Origin of the sequence: Achromobacter sp. K91 (genome assembly GCF_003576205.1) — a bacterium.
Classification (GTDB): domain Bacteria; phylum Pseudomonadota; class Gammaproteobacteria; order Burkholderiales; family Burkholderiaceae_B; genus Achromobacter; species Achromobacter aegrifaciens.
In genome coordinates this window covers 77,123-94,899 of the sequence record NZ_QWFB01000037.1, presented here as the reverse complement: position 1 = coordinate 94,899, position 17,777 = coordinate 77,123, and the positions used below count along the sequence as shown (strand labels likewise).

The following is a 17,777-nucleotide window of genomic DNA, read 5'->3' as shown; positions in this document are numbered from 1 at the left end:
GTTTTACGAAGCGTAGCGGCCGCCGGTCACATGCAGCAGTTCGCCCGTGATGAAGGAGGACCGTTCAGAAGCCAGGAAGGCCACCGCGTTGGCGATGTCCTCGACCGCGCCCAGGCGTGGCACCGGCTGGCGCGCCAGCGCATTGGCGCGCAGGGTTTCGTAGGTGGACAGGCCGCGCACCAGCGGCGTTTCGATCAGTCCCGGGGCGATGGCGTTGGCGGTGATGTTGAACTTGCCCTGTTCCAGCGCCAGCGCGCGGGTGAAGCCGATCAGGCCCGCCTTCGCAGCCGAGTAGTTGGTCTGGCCGGGATTGCCCCAGTGCGCGCGCGAGGCGATGTTGATGACGCGGCCCCACTTCCTTTCCATCATCGAGGGCAGGGCGGCCTTGGTGCAGTAGTAGGCGCCTTTCAGGATGGTGTCGACCACCGAATCCCAGTCCTCCACCGGCATCTTGAGCAGGTACTTGTCGCGCGTGAAGCCGGCGTTGTTGACCAGGATGTCGATGCCGCCGAACTTGTGCGCGGCCAGCTCGGCCATGGTCTGCACCTGTTCCGCGTCGCAGACGTCGAGCACGGCGCCGATGGCCTCGTGGCCGGCCTGCTTCAGGTTGGCTACCGCCTGTTCCACCGATTCGGGATTGATGTCGGTAATGACGATGCGGGCGCCTTCCTGCGCCAGGGCCAGTGCCGACGCATAGCCAATGCCGCGGCCGGAACCCGTGATGACGGCGACTTTACCGGTGAGTTGCAGGTCCATCTCCATTCCCCTTCTGTAGCTGATGGCGCCCGGCACGCTGGACCCGAAATCCGATATCCCGGGATAGGCGCCTGGCAAGTTTGAATTTATTCCGAGGTTCCGAACAAATATACACACCACCGGAATTCTTGACAATTAATATCGGCACATCGTTATACTGTTCGGCATGTCGGAATAAGTTGGCCCGACATTCCCATATCTCTAAAAAAACGGAAGGAGATCGACTCATGGCAATGTTGAAGGGATTGTTGGCCGCGGTACTGAGCCTGGCTGCCGCAGGCGCAGCCAGCGGGGCCGACGCTTATCCGGACAAGCCGGTGCGGGTGTACGTGGGCTTCGCGCCCGGCGGCGCCACGGACTTGCTTGCCCGCCTGTATGCCAAAAAGCTCGGCGAACGTTTCAACCAGACATTCATCGTGGAAAACCGCCCCGGCGCGGGCGGCAACATCGCGATCCAGGCGCTGACGCAGGCCCCGGCCGACGGCTACACCATCGCGATGGCGGCCAACTATGTGGCGGCCAACGCCGCCATGAAGCGCAACCCCTACGACTGGGAGCGCGACCTGATGCCCATAGGCATGGTGGCCTCCACGCCCAACATCCTGGTGGTGCCGCCCGGCTCCAGCATCCAGGGTGTCGACGACCTGATCAGCAAGGCCAAGGCCGGCGGCAACAAGCTGACTTTCGCCTCGGCCGGCATGGGCTCGTCCATTCACCTGGCGGGCGAGCTGTTCAAGGTCATGGCCGGCGTCGACATGACCCACGTGCCCTACAAGGGCGTGTCGCCGGCCGAGGTGGACCTGATGTCGGGCACCGTGGACATGATGTTCGGCAGCGTTTCCACGGCCATTCCGCTGGTGCAGTCCAAGAAGCTGAAGGCGCTGGCTGTCACCGGGCGCGAGCGCATGAAGGCGATGCCCGACCTGCCCACCATCGAGGAAGCCGGCCTCAAGGGCTACGACGTGGAAGCGGTGTACTTCATGGCGGCCCCCGCCAAGGTGCCGGCGCCGGTCCTGAAGACGCTGGCCGATGCCGTGGCCGACATCAACAAGCAGCCGGATGTCCAGGAATTCATGGACCGGATCTACGCCCGGCCCCTGACCGGCGGCCCCGAAGAGGCGCGGGCCTTCCTGAAGAGCGAAGTGAAGAAGTGGCAGGGCGTGGTCGATGCCACCGGCATGAAGGTGGACTGACGCGCGGCAACGGGTCCGTTCGCCGGATTCGAGACAGCGGGCGCCACAAGCCCGCGGACACAAGACCAATCAGGAGACATACATGAACACACGCAGGCGATACACGCTGGCAGTGCTGGCCGGCCTGATGACCGCAATGACCTTGCCGCAGATGTCGCACGCGGCCGATGACTATCCGAACAAGCCCCTGCGCCTGATCGCGCCCAGTTCGCCAGGCGGGATCCTGGACATCACCAGTCGGGTGATAGGCAAGAAGCTGTCGGAGCGGCTCGGCCAGCCGGTGGTGGTGGAAAACATGGCAGGCGCGGCCGGCATCCTGGGCATGCAAGGCCTGCTGCGCGCCGAGCCCGACGGCTACACGATGGTCATGGGCAGCAGCGGCCCGAACGCGGTCAATTACACGCTGTACAGCAAACTGCCGTACGCCATGTCCGACTTCGCCCCGGTGATCCGCATCATCACCATGCCGAACGCGCTGGTGGTCAACGCCAACGCGCCGGTCAAGACGCTGGCCGAGTTCCGCGACTATGCCCGCAAGAAGCAGGGCAATCTGTCCATGGCGGTTTCCATGATCGGCACGTCCGGACACCTGGGCGGCGAGCTGCTGAAGAACCGCCTGGACTTCACCGCTGTCACCGTGCCCTACAAGGGCGCCGCGCCCGCGACCAACGACCTGGTCGCAGGCCAGGTCGACTTCACGGTCGAGAACGTGATCACCGTGGCGCCGCTGGTCAAGGCGGGCAGGCTGCGGGCGCTGGCGGTCACCACCCGCGAACGCAGCCAGATCCTGCCCGACGTGCCGACGCTGGCCGAGCAAGGCTATCCCGATGTCGACGTCGGCGCCTGGCTGGGCGTGCTGGTCGCGGCGCGCACGCCGCCAGCGGTGGTCGCGCGGTTGAACAAGGAGCTCAACGCGGTCCTGGCCGATGAAGAGGTGAAAAAGCAGCTGGCGCAGCAGGGCGGCATTCCGCTGGGCGGCACGCCGGCCGAGTTCGACAGCTTCATCCGGTCGGAAAAAGACCGCTGGGAAAAAATCATCAAGGCCGCCGGCATCAAGGCGGAATGACCAGCATGCCGGCGGCCTGGCGCCGCCGGCATGCGTAGGGAGGCATGATCCATGGCAATCGATTATCAAAACCTGCGCAACTGGAAGTTCGAGGACCGCGTCGACCGCTACAGCGCGCGCGACTGCATGATCTACGCGCTGGGCCTGGGCTACGGCAGCGATCCGGCCGATGAAGCCGAACTGCGCTACGTGCACGAGGACGGGACGGCCGTGGTGCCGACTTTCCTGGCCACCATCGGCGCGCCCAATGGCTGGGCCGCCGATCCGGCCACCGGCATAGACTGGGTCAAGATCCTGCACGGCGAGCACCGCATGACCTTCCATGCGCCGCTGGCCGCGGCCGGCGCGGTGCGCAGCCAGACCCGCGTCACGCGCGTCGTGGACAAAGGCGCCAGCAAGGGTGCGCTGGTAGTCACCGTGCGCGACATTTCGGATGCTGAGAGCGGTGCGCCGTTGGCCACGGTGGAGCATGTGTCGTTCTGCCGCGCCGATGGCGGCTTCGGCCAGGGCGACGAGCCGCCCGAGGCATTGCCGGCCACGCCGCAACGCGAACCCGATCAGGTCGTGCTGCTGTCCACGCTGCCGCAGCAGGCGTTGCTCTATCGCCTGAACGGCGATCTCAATCCGGTGCACGCGCTGCCGCACATGGCGCGCACCGCCGGCTTCGACCGGCCCATCCTGCATGGCCTGTGCACCTACGGCATGGCGGCGCGAGCCTTGCTGCAGGCTTGCGCGCCGGCGGCGCCGCAACGGCTGGGCGCCATCGCCGCGCGCTTTTCCGCGCCGTTCTTCCCGGGCGAAACGCTGCGCGTGGAGATCTGGCGCGACGGCGACCGCCTGCAATTCCGCGCGCTGGCCCACGAGCGCGGCACGGTGGTGCTGAGCCACGGCGCCGCCAGCCTGGCGCATTGAGAAAAACCAGAGGTGAACCATGTCAGTACTTGAAGCCCATGCCCGGGAGATGCCCGATGGCATCGCCTACCGCATGATTCCGTCCGGCACCACGGTGACCTGGCGCGAGTTGGAACTGCGCAGCCGCAAATGCGCGGCGGCCATGCTGGACGCCGGCCTGCAATCCGGCGATGTGATCGCGGTATTCCTGGAAAACCATCCGCGCTTCTTCGAACTGTTGTGGGCCGCGCACCGCGTCGGCCTGTACTACACCACCATCAGCCGCCACCTCAAGCGCGAGGAAGCGCGCTACATCATCGAAAACTGCGACGCACGGGTGCTGTTCTATTCCGGTCACACGCAGGCCGAAACGGATGCGGACGGGCTGGATGCGCGCGGCGTGCTGCGCGTCAGCATGGACGGCGCGGACGCCAGCGCAATCCCGTACGAAGACTGGATCGGCCGCTACGCCGATGACGTGGCCCTGCCTGAAACCCCGGAAGGCACGGACTTCCTGTATTCGTCGGGCACCACCGGGCTGCCCAAGGGCATCAAGCGCCCGCTGTCGGTGGCCAACCGCTATTTCCGCGTTGGCGATGCGCCCAGCAGCGCCTGGAAAGCTTTCGACCGCGACACCGTCTATCTGTCCACCGCGCCGTTCTATCACGCGGCCCCGGTGCGCTGGAATATGGCGGCGCTGCGGGCGGGCGGCAGCTGCGTGATGATGGAAAAATTCGACGCGGCCGCTGCGCTGGAGGCCATCGCCACCCATGGCGTCACGCATTCGCAATGGGTGCCGACCATGTTCATCCGCTTGCTGCGCCTGCCGCAGGAGGAGCGCACGCGCCACGACCTGTCCACGTTGCGCTACGCCGTGCATGCGGCCGCGCCGTGCCCCGCCGACGTCAAGGAAGCCATGATCGCGTGGTGGGGGCCGATCCTGTACGAGTACTACAGCGGCACCGAACTGGTGGGACGCACCTCGCTGGGCTCCGATGAGTGGCTGGCGCACCGCGGCTCGGTCGGCCGGCCGGAGTTCGGCCAGGCCCACATCATGAGCGAGGACGGGCTGAACGAACTGCCCCCGGGCCAGCCAGGCGTCATCTATTTTTCCGGCGGCGGCTCCTTCGAATACCACAAGGACCCGGCCAAGACGCGCGGCGCCTACAACGCGCGCGGCTGGGCCACCTACGGCGATATCGGCTACCTGGACCAGGACGGCTATCTGTACCTGACAGACCGCCTGTCCAACATGATCGTGTCGGGCGGCGTCAACATCTATCCCCAGGAAGCCGAGAACCTGCTGAGCACGCATCCCGCGGTGGCGGACGTAGCGGTGGTCGGCGTGCCGAACCCGGAGTTCGGCGAGGAGGTCAAGGCCGTCGTGCAATTGCGCGATCCGGCCGCGGCCAGCCCCGACCTGGCGCGGCAGTTGATCGACTATTGCCGCGACCGGATCTCGCCCATCAAGTGCCCGAAGAGCGTGGACTTTTCCAGCGACATGCCGCGCACCGAGACCGGCAAGCTGCTCAAGCGCCTGGTCAAGCAACGTTACTGGCCGCAAGCCTAGGCGGCCCGCCATGAAAGATCAGGAGGCAGCATGAATCGGCAGCGCAAGCTTTTCTCGGCGGAGCATGACCTGTTCCGCGACACCGTGGCGCGCTTCATCGCGCAAGAGATCACGCCGCATCACTACCAATGGGAACAGGAAGGCCTGGTGCCGCGCGAACTGTGGCGCAAGGCCGGCGCGGCCGGCATCCTGCTGCCCAGCACGCCCGAGGAATACGGCGGGGGCGGCGGCGACTTCCTGCACACGATCATCGTGGTGGAAGAGATCGCCCGTGCGCTGGCCACCGGCGTCACCGGCTTCACCACCCATTCCGATATCGTCGCGCCGTATCTGCTGAACTTCGGCACCGAGCGCCAGAAGCAGCGCGACCTGCCCGGCATGGCCCAGGGCGATATCGTGGCGTCCATCGCCATGACCGAGCCGGGCGCGGGCAGCGACGTCAAGGCGATACGCACCGCGGCGGTCCGCTCGCAGGGCGGCTACGTCATCAACGGCCAGAAGACCTTCATCACCAACGGCTTCCATGCCGACCGCGTGCTGGTGGTGGCCAAGACCGATCCGGCAGCCGGCGCGCGCGGCATCAGCCTGTTCTGGGTCGATACCGCGACGCCCGGATTCACGCGCGGACGCCTGCTGGACAAGGTCGGGCAGAAGGCGCAGGACACGGCCGAACTCTTCTTCCAGGACATGTTCGTGCCGGACGAGGACATGCTGGGCGAGCCAGGTCAGGGCTTCGGCTATCTGATGAAGGAACTGGTGCGCGAGCGCCTGATGATCGCGGTGCGCTGCGCCATGGCGCTGGAAAGCGCGCTGCAATGGACCGTCGACTACACCAAGGACAGGCGCGCCTTTGACAAGGCATTGATCGACAACCAGCACATCCGCTTCAAGCTGGCAGACATCAAGACCCTGGCCGCCGCCACTCGCGCCTTTGTCGACGGTTGCGTGCAGCAATACCTGGATGGCGAGCTCGATGCCGGCGGCGCGGCCATGGCCAAGCTGTGGGCATCTGAAGCCACCAGCGCCATCGACGACCTGCTGCAGTTCCACGGCGGCTACGGCTACATGCGTGAATACCCCATCGCCCGCGCCTACACCGACGTGCGGCCCAACCGGATTTACGGCGGCGCCTCGGAAGTGATGCGGGAGCTGATCGCACGGACGCTTTGAACTTTCTTCTTCTTCGACTTCGACAGGAACAGATCCCTACATGAGCAAGCATCTCTCGAAATCGGTTGCCATCGTCGGCGCCGCCGAATCCGACCTGGGGAAAGTGCCCGGGATGACCTCGCTGGACCTGCAGGCGCAGGCAGCGGCCCGCGCGCTGCGCGATGCCGGCCTGACGCTCAAGGACGTCGACGGCGTGTTCGCGCACGTGGACGACAAGTTCGCCGGGCTGCACCTGGCGGAATACCTGGGCATACGGCCGCGCTATGTGGATTCGACCAGCGTGGGCGGCATGTCCAGCGTCATGCACATCCGCCACGCCATGGCCGCCATCGAGGCCGGCATGTGCGAGGTGGCGCTGGTGGCCTACGGCAGCACCCAGCTGTCGGACGGCACGCGCAAGGTGGGCGGCACGCCCGAAGACATGCGCATGCCGCGCGGACAGTTCATCACGCCGTATGGGCAGCTGAGCCCTATCGGCTACTACGCGATGGTGGCGCAGCTGCACATGCAGCGCTACGGCACCACCCACAAGGACCTGGCCGAAGTGGCGGTGGCGGCGCGCAAATGGGCGCAGCTCAACCCCAAGGCCTACCGCCGCGAGGACACCTCGATCGAGGAAGTCATGGCGTCCAAGTTGATTGCCGACCCCTTGCGCCAGCGTGACTGCTGCCTGGTGACCGACGCCGGCGGCGCGGTCATCATCACGTCCGCGGCGCGAGCGCGAGAGCTCAAGCGGCCGCCGGTCTACGTGATGGGCATCGCCGAATCCTTCTCGCACCACTACACGCCCTTCAACACGGCGGACTGGCTGGACACCAATGTGGCGCAGACGGCCGACGCCGCGCTCGCCATGGCCGGCGTCACGCGCGCCGACATCGACGTGGTGCAGATCTACGACCATTTCACCATCGGCGTGATCCAGTCGCTGGAAGAACTGGGCTTCTGCAAGCGCGGGGAGGGTGGGGCCTTCGTGGCGGACGGACGCCTGGCTCCGGGGGGCGACTTCCCCATCAATACCTCGGGCGGCGGCCTGTCCTACAACCATCCCGGCCAGTTCGGCATGCTGCTGCTGCTCGAGGCCGTGCACCAATTGCGCAAGGAATGCGGCGAGCGCCAGCTGCCCCGCGCCGAACTGGCCCTGGTGCACGCGCCAGGCCTGGTTTTTTCCTGCAACACCACCCTGATACTCGGAGTCTGACCATGGAACTCGCCCAACGCCCGCTGCCGCAACCGACCCGGATCACCCAGCCTTACTGGGACGCGGCGAAGGAAAGCCGCCTGGTCATCCAGCAATGCGCCTGCTGCAAGACGCGCCAGTTCTATCCGCGCGAATTCTGCACCGCCTGCCTGTCCGACAGCATCGAGTGGATCGACTCCGCAGGACTGGGCACCGTCTACACCTACACCGTCAACCGGCGTCCGAGCAATGCCGCCCTGAGCGGAAAAGTGCCATATGTGGTCGCCATGATCGACCTGGACGAAGGCGTGCGCATGATGGCCAACATCATCGACACCCCGCCCGAGGCGGTTCGGATAGGAAGCCGGGTGCGGGTGTGTTTCGAACAGGTGTCGGACGAGATCACCTTGCCGCAGTTCAGGCTGGAGGTGTGAGCACAGCGCCGGCCGGTGGCCGGCGCAGGCAAATAAAAAAGGCCGGTCTGACTTTGAATCAGACCGGCCTTCTGCGGTATTTGGTGGAGCCGGGGGGAATTGAACCCCCGTCCGCAAGCCCTCCGCAACCAGTTCTACATGCGTAGTCGATTTATTTGGTTTTAACCCTGGACTTAGCCAACCGACAGGCCGGACCAGAGCGATTCACGTAATTTAAATTTGAACCGTGTGACCCCAGTTCAAACCGATTCCTTGTGAATGTCGCTGCTGCGGTTCGAGGGTTGCCCCCCTAGGAAGTTGCCTTCCCCCGCCTGACCCAAGGACAGATCAGTGCAGCGGCTCACCGCTTAAGCGGCGAGAGCGAAACGCTCGTCGTTGGCGTTTGTAGTGTTCCAGTGGTTTAACGAGCGTACTGGTGCTCGGCATGCCCTGAGTTGTTTCGCGACCCACGTCGAATCCGGATCGGCCCCAAGAGGATCTATTGTACTGGGAAACGCCATAGCCTGCTGCATCGTCTGCGCCGCCATGCCCGGGCGTGGCGCAGACGATACAGGCGGGCCGTCACACGGCGTTGGCGCAGGCCGCCTTGGGCTCCCGGCGCGGGCGCGAAGCCGCCATCAGCGCGAAGGCCAGGACCACGGAGATGCCGACGATGACGGCCGCGGCCCAGCCCAGCGAGGCCAGTCCGTAGTTGTCGATGACGTACCCGCCGACCACGGCGCCCAGGCCGATGCCGGTGTTGGCGCCCGAGATATTCAGGGACGCGGCAAAGGCCGGCGCTTCCGGCGCGGACTTCATCAGCCGCACGTGGCAGACGATGAAGAGCGCGGCTTGCGCAATGCCCCAGACGCCCAGCGCCACGGCCAGCAGTCCGTGCGACTGCATCACGGGGGCGATCACGGCCAATCCTGCCGCCATCAGCGCCGAGAATAAGGCGGTCGCGCCCAGGGGGCTGCGGTCCACCATGCGGCCGCCCAGGGTGTTGCCGATCAAACCGACGGCGCCGAATGCCATCATCGTCCAACCGACGATCTGGCCGTTGAAACCGGCCAGCCGCTCCAGCATGTCCGCCAGGTAGGTGTAGGCCGTGAACATGCCGGTGAAAACCAGCAGCGACAGCAGCACATGGCCGACCACGATCGGGTTGCGCAGGATGCGCAGCTGCGTGATGAGCTTGACGCTGTCGGCGCGGATGCGGGTGCTGGGGAAGGCGAACAGCAAGAGCAGGGCCTTGGCGAACGCCACCGCCGACAGCACGCCAAAGGCGGCGCGCCAGCCGAAGGCGTCGGAAATCAGCACGCCGATGGGGATGCCGAATACCGTGGCCGCGACGATGCCGAAGGCAACCATGGAGATGGCGCGGCCGGCGCGCGCCGGGCCGACCAGTTCCACGGCCGTGGCGCTGGCCAGCGACCAGAACACCGGCAGAGCCAGGGCAGGGACGAGGCGCGCCACGGCCATGACCCAGATGTTCGGCGCGACGGCCGCCAGGGCGTTGGACAGGCCGAACAGCACCAGCACGCCAATGAACAGGCGCTTGCGCTCTATGTTGGCCATGAGCGCCGTGAGCAGCGGACCGGTCGCCGCCACCGTGAAGGCGAACAGCGATACCAGCAGGCCGGCCTGGGACACGGTGACGTTCAGGTCGCGGGCCAGGCCGGGCAGCAGCCCGATGATCAGGAACTCTGTCGTCAGGATGGTGAAGCCGGCGGCGGAAAGTAACAGGATGGGCAATAGCATAGGCATTCCTCTGGCGCGACGCGGCAAGGCGGCGCGCGGGGGGCGTTGTGGGCGGTCTAAAAAAGGTCAGGTGTGCGCCGGCCTGAATGCCGGGCAGAGCAACGGGGCCGAAGGGCGCCGTGGCAGGGATCAGTGGCGGACGGCGGTGTCCGCAACCTCCGGCATCAGCCGGAAAAGGCAATCGGGAAGCACCCGCATGCCTTGCATAAGCCACACTTTAAGTGACTTTGGTTTCAGGATAAAGGCCCTGGTTTCGGAAATATTGTTCGGGAAACTCAACTAATTTTCACGAACAACAGCAAGACAGGAGCCGGGCCGCGTGGCGGCCCGGTCAGGCAGGCTTACCGCAGGTCGCTGGGCAGCAGCGGCTGGATGGCGGACCAGAGTTCCGCGGGGGAATTGGCGCAGGTTTCCGCTTCCCAGGCCGTGATGTTGTCGTCTTCGCCGACGTAGCCGTAAGCGGCCGCGACCGCCGGCATGCCCGCCGCGTGCGCGGCCTGGATGTCGCGCAGATCGTCGCCGACATAGACGCAACGGTCTACGGCGAAGCCGGCTTCGCGCGCGGCGTGCTGCAACGGCAGCGGGTGCGGCTTGGCGTGAGCCGTGGTGTCGCCGCAGACCAGGACGGCACTGTCGCGCGTCAGGTCCAGGTATTCGACGATGGGCAGGGTCAGATAGGTGACCTTGTTGGTCACGATGCCCCAGGACAGTCCGCGGTTGCGGATGTCCGCCAGCAGCGCTTCGATGCCGGGAAACAGCTTGCTGTGGACGGTGGAGCCGGCGGCGTAGTCTTCCAGGAACTGCAGCCGGGTGGGCTCGTAGTCGGCGTCGCCCGGCTTCAGGTCCAGCGCCACGCGCAGCAGGCCGCGGGCGCCCTGGGATGCGACCGGGCGCAGGGCCTCGTACGGCATAGGTTCCAGTCCCTTGCGGGTGCGCTGGCGGTTGGCTGCGGCGGCCAGGTCGGGGGCGGTGTCGGCCAGCGTGCCGTCGAAGTCAAACAGGATCAGGGCGCTCATTTGCGGGTAGCCATCAGGTAATTGACCGAGGTGTCGGACGACAGGGTGTAGATCTGGGTGATCGGGTTGTATTCCATGCCGCGCATGCTGACCGGTTCCAGGTTGGCGCCGCGCGCGGCTGCCGACAGCTCGCTGGGCTTGATGAACTGGTCATAGCTGTGCGTGCCGCGCGGCAGCAGGCGCAGGACATATTCCGCGCCCACGATGGCGAACAGGAAGGACTTGGGATTGCGGTTCAGCGTCGAGAAGAACACCCAGCCGCCCGGTTTCACCAGGGTCGAGCAGGCGCGCACGATGGACGCCGGATCCGGCACGTGTTCCAGCATTTCCATGCAGGTCACCACGTCGTACTGGCCGGGTTGTTCCGCTGCGAGTTCCTCCACCGGAACCTTGCGGTACTCCACCTTCACGCCCGATTCCAGGCCATGCAGGCGAGCCACCTTCAGGGACTTGTCGGCCAGGTCGATGCCGGTCACCTCGGCGCCGCTGCGCGCCATGGCTTCGGACAGGATGCCGCCGCCGCAGCCCACGTCCAGCACCTTCTTGCCCGCCAGGCTGCCTGCGCATTCCTGGATCCATTCCAGCCGTAGCGGGTTGATGGCGTGCAGGGGCTTGAACTCGCTTTCGGGATCCCACCAGCGGCTGGCCAGGGCGCCGAACTTGTCGATTTCGGCCTGGTCGGCGTTGATGGGGCGGGCGGTATCGTGGGTTTGCGTAGTCATGGGCAGGTTCAGCGTAAGGCGACTCTATGACTCTATATATAGAGGGGTCCATCGCGCCGGGCGAGGGAGGGGCGGCGCAGCCCTGCACCGCTTTGGTGCGTGGCTGGCGAAAAAAAGGGCCTCGCTATGCGAGGCCCCCTTATTGTAGCTAGTCCAGCAATTACTTGCGGCTACCCACGATTTCGATCTCAACGCGACGGTTTTGGGCGCGGCCTTCCTTCGTCTTGTTGGAAGCGATCGGGTTCAGCTCACCCTTGCCTTCCGTGTAGATACGGTTCGGGTCGATACCCTTGCTGACCAGGTAGGTCTTGACCGAAGCGGCGCGGCGCTCGGACAGCTTCTGGTTGTAGGCTTCGGTACCGATCGAGTCGGTGTGGCCCACAGCAATGATGGTTTCGAGGTCGATACCGCGAGCTTGCTGGGCGACTTGGTCCAGCAGCTGACGGCCTTCGGGCTTCAGCGTCGACTTGTCGAAGTCGAAGAACGTGTCAGCATTGAACACGACCTTGGCCGCCATCGGGGCCGGCTTCGCCTTCTGTTGTGCAACCGGCACGCCGTCGCAACCGGGGATACCGGTGGCCGGGGTCCAGAATGCATCGCGCCAGCACAGTTCGTTCGTGCCGTTCTTCCAAACGTCACCGAACGGGTTGCGCCAGTTGTCCACGGTTTGCGCGGAAGCTACACCAGAGGCCGTGACGGCGGCGAAGGCGAGCGCCAGAGCGAATTTGGAGGGTTTGTTCATGTTTCTCCTCGTTGAGCTTGAAGCTGGATAAGTGACTCGCAGCGAACCCCCGCCGCATATCAGGAAAACGGGGCCAGTATAGCAACGCCAAGAGCTGGTTCAAAGGAATAGCTACTGGGTTTCCTGCGTGCTGGAAACAATCTTAAGGCATTTGGGGGGCTTTGGCTTCCCTGGAGAGGCGCATTGGCGCTGGATATGACGTTTTCGGCGCTCCTTCGGTTTTCCATGTTGGTTTTTGACAACAGGGCCGCGGGACGCGGGCGGACGCGCGGTTGGTCGCCGCCCCATATCTTCCCGTCCGGCCGGTCGAGGCGCCGCTTGGGGAGCGCCTTCTGACCGTCGCGGGAATCGGATGATAGAATTTCCTGTTTACCCGGCCCGGGTTCCTCCTTACACGATTCTGTCGTTATATATATGGATTCCTTTGCCAAGGAGACGCTTCCGGTATCGCTGGAAGAAGAGATGCGCCGCAGTTACCTCGATTACGCGATGAGCGTGATCGTCGGGCGGGCGCTACCGGATGTGCGGGACGGCCTCAAGCCTGTCCACCGGCGCGTGCTCTACGCGATGCACGAACTGAACAACGATTGGAACCGCGCCTATAAGAAGTCGGCGCGTATCGTCGGGGACGTCATCGGTAAATACCACCCCCACGGCGACCAGTCCGTCTACGACACCATCGTCCGCATGGCGCAGGATTTCTCCATGCGCTACATGCTGGTCGACGGCCAGGGCAACTTCGGCTCGATCGACGGCGACAACGCCGCGGCGATGCGTTACACCGAAATTCGCCTGGCCAAGATCGCCCACGAATTGCTGGCCGACATCGACCAGGAAACGGTGGACTTCGGCCCCAATTACGACGGCAGCGAACAAGAACCGCTGCTGTTGCCGTCGCGCCTGCCCAACCTGCTGGTCAACGGCAGCTCGGGCATCGCGGTGGGCATGGCCACCAATATTCCGCCCCACAACCTCCAGGAAGTGGTCGACGGCTGCCTGTACTGCCTGCGCAATCCGGGCTGCTCGGTCGATGAGCTCATGGAGCTCATCCCGGCCCCCGATTTCCCCACTGGCGGCATCATCTACGGCATGTCCGGCGTGCGCGAAGGCTATCGCACCGGTCGCGGCCGCGTCATCATGCGCGCCAAGACCCACTTCGAGGACATGGAGAAGGGCAATCGCCAGGCCATCGTGGTCGACGCGATCCCCTACCAGGTCAACAAGAAGACGCTGCAGGAACGCATCGCCGAGCTCGTCAACGACAAGAAGATCGAAGGCATCTCGGACATCCGCGACGAGTCCGACAAGGACGGGATGCGCCTGGTCATCGAGCTCAAGCGCGGCGAGGTTCCCGAGGTTGTCCTGAACAACCTCTACAAGAACACGCAGCTGCAAGATACCTTCGGGATGAACCTGGTGGCGCTGGTCGACGGCCAGCCCCGCCTGCTCAACCTGAAGCAGATGATCGACTACTTCCTGCAGCATCGCCGCGAAGTGGTCACGCGCCGCACGGTGTTCCAGCTGCGCAAGGCCCGCGAACGCGGCCACGTGCTGGAAGGCCTGGCCGTCGCGCTTGCCAACATCGACGATTTCATCGCCATCATCAAGGCAGCTCCGACCCCGCCGGTCGCGCGCCAGGAACTGATGGCGAAGTCGTGGGATTCGTCGCTGGTGCGCGAAATGCTGTCGCGCGCCGACGGCGACACGCCGGGAGGCCGCGCGGCCTTCCGTCCGGACGACCTGGGCGCCGAGTTCGGCCTCCAGGGCGACGGCCTGTACCGCCTGAGCGACACGCAGGCCCAGGAAATCCTGAACATGCGCCTGCAACGCCTGACCGGGCTGGAGCAGGACAAGATCGTCGGCGAATACAAGGACATCATGTCCACCATCGCCGACCTGCTGGATATCCTGGCGCGTCCTGAGCGCATCACCACGGTCATTGGCGAAGAGCTGCAGGCCATCAAGGCGGAGTTCTCGACCGGCGCGAAGGATACGCGCCGCTCGGAAATCGAACTCAACGCCACCGAGCTCGACACCGAAGACCTGATCACGCCGACCGACATGGTCGTGACCCTGTCGCACGGCGGCTACATCAAGAGCCAGCCGCTGTCCGAGTACCGCTCGCAAAAGCGCGGCGGACGCGGCAAGCAGGCCACGGCCATGAAGGAAAACGACTGGATCGACCAGTTGTTCATCGCCAACACGCACGACTTCCTGCTGTGCTTCTCCAACCGCGGCCGCGTGTACTGGCTGAAGGTCTGGGAAGTGCCGCAAGGCACGCGCAACTCGCGCGGCAAGCCCATCGTCAACATGTTCCCGTTGGCCGAAGGCGAGAAGATCACCGTGGTGCTGCCGGTCAAGGAATTCAGCGAAGACCACTACGTCTTCATGGCGACCTCGCGCGGCACGGTCAAGAAGACCCCGCTGTCTGACTTCTCCAACCCGCGCAAGGCGGGCATCATCGCCGTGGACCTGGACGACGGCGACTACCTGATCGGCGCCGACCTGACCGACGGCCAGCATGACGTCATGCTGTTCTCGGACGCCGGCAAGGCCGTGCGCTTCGACGAGAACGACGTGCGTCCGATGGGCCGCAACGCCCGCGGCGTGCGCGGCATGATGCTGGAAGACACCCAGACCGTCATCGCGCTGCTGGTGGCTGGCGACGAAACGCAAAGCGTGCTGACCGCCACCGAAAACGGCTACGGCAAGCGCACCCCGATCACCGAGTACACGCGTCACGGCCGCGGCACCAAGGGCATGATCGCCATCCAGACCAGCTCGCGCAACGGCAAGGTCGTGGGCGCGGTGCTGGTCATGCCTTCGGACGAGATCATGCTGATCACGACCGGCGGCGTGCTGGTGCGCACCCGCGTCTCTGAAATCCGCGAAATGGGCCGCGCCACGCAAGGCGTCACGCTCATCAACGTCGACGACGGCAGCTCTCTGTCCGGCGTGCGCCGCGTCGTGGAAAGCGATGCGGACGATGACGGCGACCTGGGCGAAGACGGCCAGGACGCGGACGGCGGCGACGACAACGGCGCTGCGGACTCGACGGATTCGACGGAACCTACGGAGCAATAATGGCCCGCCCCTGGAACTTCTCGGCAGGCCCCTCGGCCTTGCCCGAGGTGGTGCTGCAGCAAGCCGCTGCGGAAATGCTGGACTGGCACGGCAGCGGCATGTCCGTGATGGAAATGAGCCATCGCGGCAAGCATTTCGTGCAGATCTGCGATGAAGCAGAGTCCGATCTGCGCGACCTGCTCGGACTGCCGGCGGACTACGCCGTCATGTTCATGCAGGGCGGCGGTTCCGGGGAAAACGCCATCGTTCCCATGAATCTCATGGGACGCCGCGGTACGCCGGCGGCCGACTTCGTCGTGACGGGCCATTGGTCCAAGCGTTCGTACAAGGAAGCCGGCCGCTACGGCAGCACCCATGTGGCGGCAAGCAGCGAGCAGGCCATCCAGCTGGATGGCCGCGAGCAGGCGCCGCTGACCTGGGTGCCGCCGGCCGATACCTGGCAAGTGCGCCAGGATTCGGCCTATCTGCACCTGTGCAGCAATGAAACCATCGGCGGCGTCGAGTTCATGGACTGGCCCGACACCGCCGCGCTGGGCGCGCCCGACGTGCCGCTGGTCGTCGACGCGTCCTCGCATTTCCTGTCGCGTCCGATGGACGTGACGCGCTGCGGCATGATGTACGCCGGCGCGCAAAAGAATGCCGGCCCGGCGGGCGTGACCATGGTCATCGCGCGCCGCGACCTGATCGGCCACGCCTTGCCGATCTGCCCGTCCGCGTTCGATTACGCCAACGTGGCCGCGGAGCATTCGCGCTACAACACGCCGCCCACCTTCCCCATCTACGTCGCCGGCCTGGTCTTCAAGTGGGTCAAGGCCAATGGCGGCGTGGCCGGCATGGAAGCCGCGAACAAGGCCAAGGCCGATCTGCTGTACGGCTATCTGGACAGCACCAGCTTCTACCGCAATCCCATCCACGCACCGGTGCGCTCGCGCATGAACGTGCCGTTCGTGCTGCGCGACGAATCGCTCAACGACGCCTTCCTGCAAGGCGCGGACGCGGCCGGCCTGACGCAGCTCAAGGGCCACAAGAGCGTGGGCGGCATGCGCGCCTCGATCTACAACGCGGTGCCCCTGGCTGGGGTCACGGCGCTGGTCGAGTACCTCAAGGAATTCGAGCGTCGCTATGGATGACGATCTGCAGCGCAAGCTGCTCCCCTTGCGTCAGCGCATCGACGCGTTGGACGCCCAGATCCTCGACCTCCTGACGCAGCGCGCAAGCGCCGCCCTGGAAGTGGGCGAGGCCAAGCACGCCGCGAATGCCGATGGCCCCGTGCTGCGCCCCGAGCGCGAAGCCGAGGTCATCCGCCGCCTGCAGCAGACCAATCCCGGCCCGTTCCCGAACGCTGGCGTGGCCGCGGTCTGGACCGAAATCATCTCGGCCTGCCGCGGCCTGGAGCGCGGCATGACGGTCGCCTTCCTGGGGCCGCAGGGCTCGTTCTCGGAACAGGCGGCGCAGGAGCATTTCGGCCACGCCGTGCAGAAGCTGCCTTGCGCTTCGTTTGACGAAGTCTTCCGCGCCGTCGAGGCGGGGCAGGCCGACGTCGGCATGGTTCCGGTCGAAAACTCCACCGAAGGCGCGGTCAACCGCAGCCTGGACCTGCTGCTGAACACGCCGCTGAAGATCCTGGGCGAGCGTTCGCTGGTCATTCGCCATTGCCTGATGTCGCAGTCCGGCAGCATGGACGGCATCAAGACGATTTCCGCGCATCCGCAGGCGCTGGCCCAGTGCCAGGGCTGGCTCACGCGCAACCATCCCGATGTGGCCCGCGTGGCCGCGTCCAGCAATTCCGAGGCCGCGCGCGCTGCCGCGGGCGACCCGAGCATCGCGGCGATCGCCGGTGAAGTGGCGGCGCCCGCCTGGAACCTGCAGATCGTGGCCGCGGGCATTCAGGACGACCCGCATAACCGCACGCGCTTCCTGGCGATCGGCAACATCGAGCCGCTGGTCAGCGGCAAGGACAAGACCAGCCTGATCCTGGCCGTGCCGAACCGCGCTGGCGCCGTCTACGAAATGCTGGCGCCGCTGGCGGCCAATGGCGTGTCCATGACGCGCTTCGAGTCGCGGCCGGCCCGCACCGGCCAGTGGGAATACTATTTCTATGTGGACGTCCTGGGTCACCGCAATGACCCGAACGTCGAACGCGCCCTGGCCGCCTTGCAGGCGCAGGTTGCCTACCTGAAAGTGCTGGGTTCCTACCCGGCGCCGTGAGCCCTTCC

At 65.5% G+C, this 17,777-nt stretch carries 15 protein-coding genes and 1 other RNA gene; 10 read left to right on the top strand and 6 right to left on the bottom strand.

The genetic code is table 11. The annotated features are described in order from the left end of the window. Positions 1–3: 3 nt before the first annotated feature. Positions 4–756: a 3-oxoacyl-ACP reductase FabG gene (fabG, locus tag DXK93_RS19525; protein ID WP_119450912.1), complete on the bottom strand. Its 753-nt coding sequence runs from the start codon at positions 754–756 to the stop codon at positions 4–6. Positions 757–983: 227 nt separating this feature from the next. Between fabG and DXK93_RS19520 the strand changes: the two genes are divergently transcribed. From DXK93_RS19520 to DXK93_RS19490, 7 genes are all read left to right on the top strand, one after another. Continuing rightward, complete coding sequence (locus tag DXK93_RS19520; RefSeq protein ID WP_054450858.1) at positions 984–1,949, top strand: tripartite tricarboxylate transporter substrate binding protein; 966 nt, start codon at positions 984–986, stop codon at positions 1,947–1,949. Between the two features lie 82 nt (positions 1,950–2,031). Then, positions 2,032–3,015 carry a tripartite tricarboxylate transporter substrate binding protein gene (locus tag DXK93_RS19515; protein ID WP_054450860.1) on the top strand — a complete coding sequence of 328 codons (984 nt, stop codon included), beginning with the start codon at positions 2,032–2,034 and terminating at the stop codon, positions 3,013–3,015. Positions 3,016–3,066: 51 nt separating this feature from the next. Next, positions 3,067–3,927, top strand: coding sequence for a MaoC/PaaZ C-terminal domain-containing protein (locus DXK93_RS19510; protein ID WP_054450862.1), 861 nt, complete (start codon positions 3,067–3,069; stop codon positions 3,925–3,927). 19 nt (positions 3,928–3,946) lie between these two features. After that, on the top strand, positions 3,947–5,476 hold the full coding sequence (locus tag DXK93_RS19505; RefSeq protein WP_119450911.1) for an AMP-binding protein: 1,530 nt from the start codon (positions 3,947–3,949) through the stop codon (positions 5,474–5,476). A gap of 30 nt (positions 5,477–5,506) precedes the next feature. Continuing rightward, a complete protein-coding gene (locus DXK93_RS19500) occupies positions 5,507–6,646 on the top strand; it encodes an acyl-CoA dehydrogenase family protein (protein WP_119450910.1) in 1,140 nt (379 codons plus the stop codon). Positions 6,647–6,686: 40 nt separating this feature from the next. Next, positions 6,687–7,844 (top strand): acetyl-CoA acetyltransferase, encoded by a 1,158-nt coding sequence (locus DXK93_RS19495; RefSeq protein WP_119450909.1) that lies wholly within the window; start codon positions 6,687–6,689, stop codon positions 7,842–7,844. Between the two features lie 2 nt (positions 7,845–7,846). Next, the gene (locus DXK93_RS19490) at positions 7,847–8,257 is read left to right on the top strand and encodes a Zn-ribbon domain-containing OB-fold protein (protein WP_119450908.1); all 411 of its coding nucleotides are present in this window, start codon (positions 7,847–7,849) and stop codon (positions 8,255–8,257) included. Positions 8,258–8,338: 81 nt separating this feature from the next. Here the strand turns inward: DXK93_RS19490 and ssrA are convergent. The 5 genes from ssrA to ompA form a co-directional block, all read right to left on the bottom strand. After that, positions 8,339–8,727, bottom strand: a transfer-messenger RNA (tmRNA) gene (gene ssrA / locus DXK93_RS19485). Between the two features lie 91 nt (positions 8,728–8,818). Further along, positions 8,819–9,997, bottom strand: coding sequence for an MFS transporter (locus DXK93_RS19480; RefSeq protein ID WP_119450907.1), 1,179 nt, complete (start codon positions 9,995–9,997; stop codon positions 8,819–8,821). A 341-nt stretch (positions 9,998–10,338) separates the two neighbouring features. Next, complete coding sequence (locus tag DXK93_RS19475) at positions 10,339–11,013, bottom strand: HAD-IA family hydrolase (protein WP_054450877.1); 675 nt, start codon at positions 11,011–11,013, stop codon at positions 10,339–10,341. Further along, positions 11,010–11,735: a bifunctional 2-polyprenyl-6-hydroxyphenol methylase/3-demethylubiquinol 3-O-methyltransferase UbiG gene (gene ubiG, locus DXK93_RS19470; RefSeq protein WP_054450880.1), complete on the bottom strand. Its 726-nt coding sequence runs from the start codon at positions 11,733–11,735 to the stop codon at positions 11,010–11,012. Before ubiG ends, DXK93_RS19475 begins: the two co-directional genes overlap by 4 nt. A gap of 160 nt (positions 11,736–11,895) precedes the next feature. Beyond that, a complete protein-coding gene (gene ompA / locus DXK93_RS19465; RefSeq protein ID WP_013392385.1) occupies positions 11,896–12,477 on the bottom strand; it encodes an outer membrane protein OmpA in 582 nt (193 codons plus the stop codon). A gap of 414 nt (positions 12,478–12,891) precedes the next feature. On the opposite strand from ompA, the gene gyrA reads away from it, so the two are divergent. Genes gyrA through pheA form a run of 3 tightly spaced genes read left to right on the top strand, consistent with a single transcriptional unit; the run spans position 12,892 to position 17,769 of the window. Next, the gene (gene gyrA / locus DXK93_RS19460) at positions 12,892–15,561 is read left to right on the top strand and encodes a DNA gyrase subunit A (RefSeq protein WP_119450906.1); all 2,670 of its coding nucleotides are present in this window, start codon (positions 12,892–12,894) and stop codon (positions 15,559–15,561) included. Then, positions 15,561–16,691, top strand: a complete 1,131-nt coding sequence (gene serC, locus DXK93_RS19455) for a 3-phosphoserine/phosphohydroxythreonine transaminase (RefSeq protein WP_199728316.1) — start codon at positions 15,561–15,563, stop codon at positions 16,689–16,691. The genes gyrA and serC overlap by 1 nt, the downstream gene beginning before the upstream one ends. Continuing rightward, positions 16,684–17,769, top strand: coding sequence for a prephenate dehydratase (pheA, locus tag DXK93_RS19450; RefSeq protein ID WP_119450904.1), 1,086 nt, complete (start codon positions 16,684–16,686; stop codon positions 17,767–17,769). Before serC ends, pheA begins: the two co-directional genes overlap by 8 nt. Positions 17,770–17,777 lie beyond the last annotated feature (8 nt).

What these genes read in the sequence shown, in the direction of transcription:
- pheA (WP_119450904.1), top strand. Translation starts at nt 16,684, where the DNA reads ATGGATGACGATCTGCAGCGCAAGCTGCTCCCCTTGCGTCAGCGCATC.
- ompA (WP_013392385.1), bottom strand. Translation starts at nt 12,477, where the DNA reads ATGAACAAACCCTCCAAATTCGCTCTGGCGCTCGCCTTCGCCGCCGTC.
- fabG (WP_119450912.1), bottom strand. Translation starts at nt 756, where the DNA reads ATGGACCTGCAACTCACCGGTAAAGTCGCCGTCATCACGGGTTCCGGC.
- DXK93_RS19475 (WP_054450877.1), bottom strand. Translation starts at nt 11,013, where the DNA reads ATGAGCGCCCTGATCCTGTTTGACTTCGACGGCACGCTGGCCGACACC.
- DXK93_RS19500 (WP_119450910.1), top strand. Translation starts at nt 5,507, where the DNA reads ATGAATCGGCAGCGCAAGCTTTTCTCGGCGGAGCATGACCTGTTCCGC.
- DXK93_RS19515 (WP_054450860.1), top strand. Translation starts at nt 2,032, where the DNA reads ATGAACACACGCAGGCGATACACGCTGGCAGTGCTGGCCGGCCTGATG.
- DXK93_RS19520 (WP_054450858.1), top strand. Translation starts at nt 984, where the DNA reads ATGGCAATGTTGAAGGGATTGTTGGCCGCGGTACTGAGCCTGGCTGCC.
- DXK93_RS19480 (WP_119450907.1), bottom strand. Translation starts at nt 9,997, where the DNA reads ATGCTATTGCCCATCCTGTTACTTTCCGCCGCCGGCTTCACCATCCTG.
- DXK93_RS19510 (WP_054450862.1), top strand. Translation starts at nt 3,067, where the DNA reads ATGGCAATCGATTATCAAAACCTGCGCAACTGGAAGTTCGAGGACCGC.
- ubiG (WP_054450880.1), bottom strand. Translation starts at nt 11,735, where the DNA reads ATGACTACGCAAACCCACGATACCGCCCGCCCCATCAACGCCGACCAG.
- serC (WP_199728316.1), top strand. Translation starts at nt 15,561, where the DNA reads ATGGCCCGCCCCTGGAACTTCTCGGCAGGCCCCTCGGCCTTGCCCGAG.
- DXK93_RS19490 (WP_119450908.1), top strand. Translation starts at nt 7,847, where the DNA reads ATGGAACTCGCCCAACGCCCGCTGCCGCAACCGACCCGGATCACCCAG.
- DXK93_RS19495 (WP_119450909.1), top strand. Translation starts at nt 6,687, where the DNA reads ATGAGCAAGCATCTCTCGAAATCGGTTGCCATCGTCGGCGCCGCCGAA.
- DXK93_RS19505 (WP_119450911.1), top strand. Translation starts at nt 3,947, where the DNA reads ATGTCAGTACTTGAAGCCCATGCCCGGGAGATGCCCGATGGCATCGCC.
- gyrA (WP_119450906.1), top strand. Translation starts at nt 12,892, where the DNA reads ATGGATTCCTTTGCCAAGGAGACGCTTCCGGTATCGCTGGAAGAAGAG.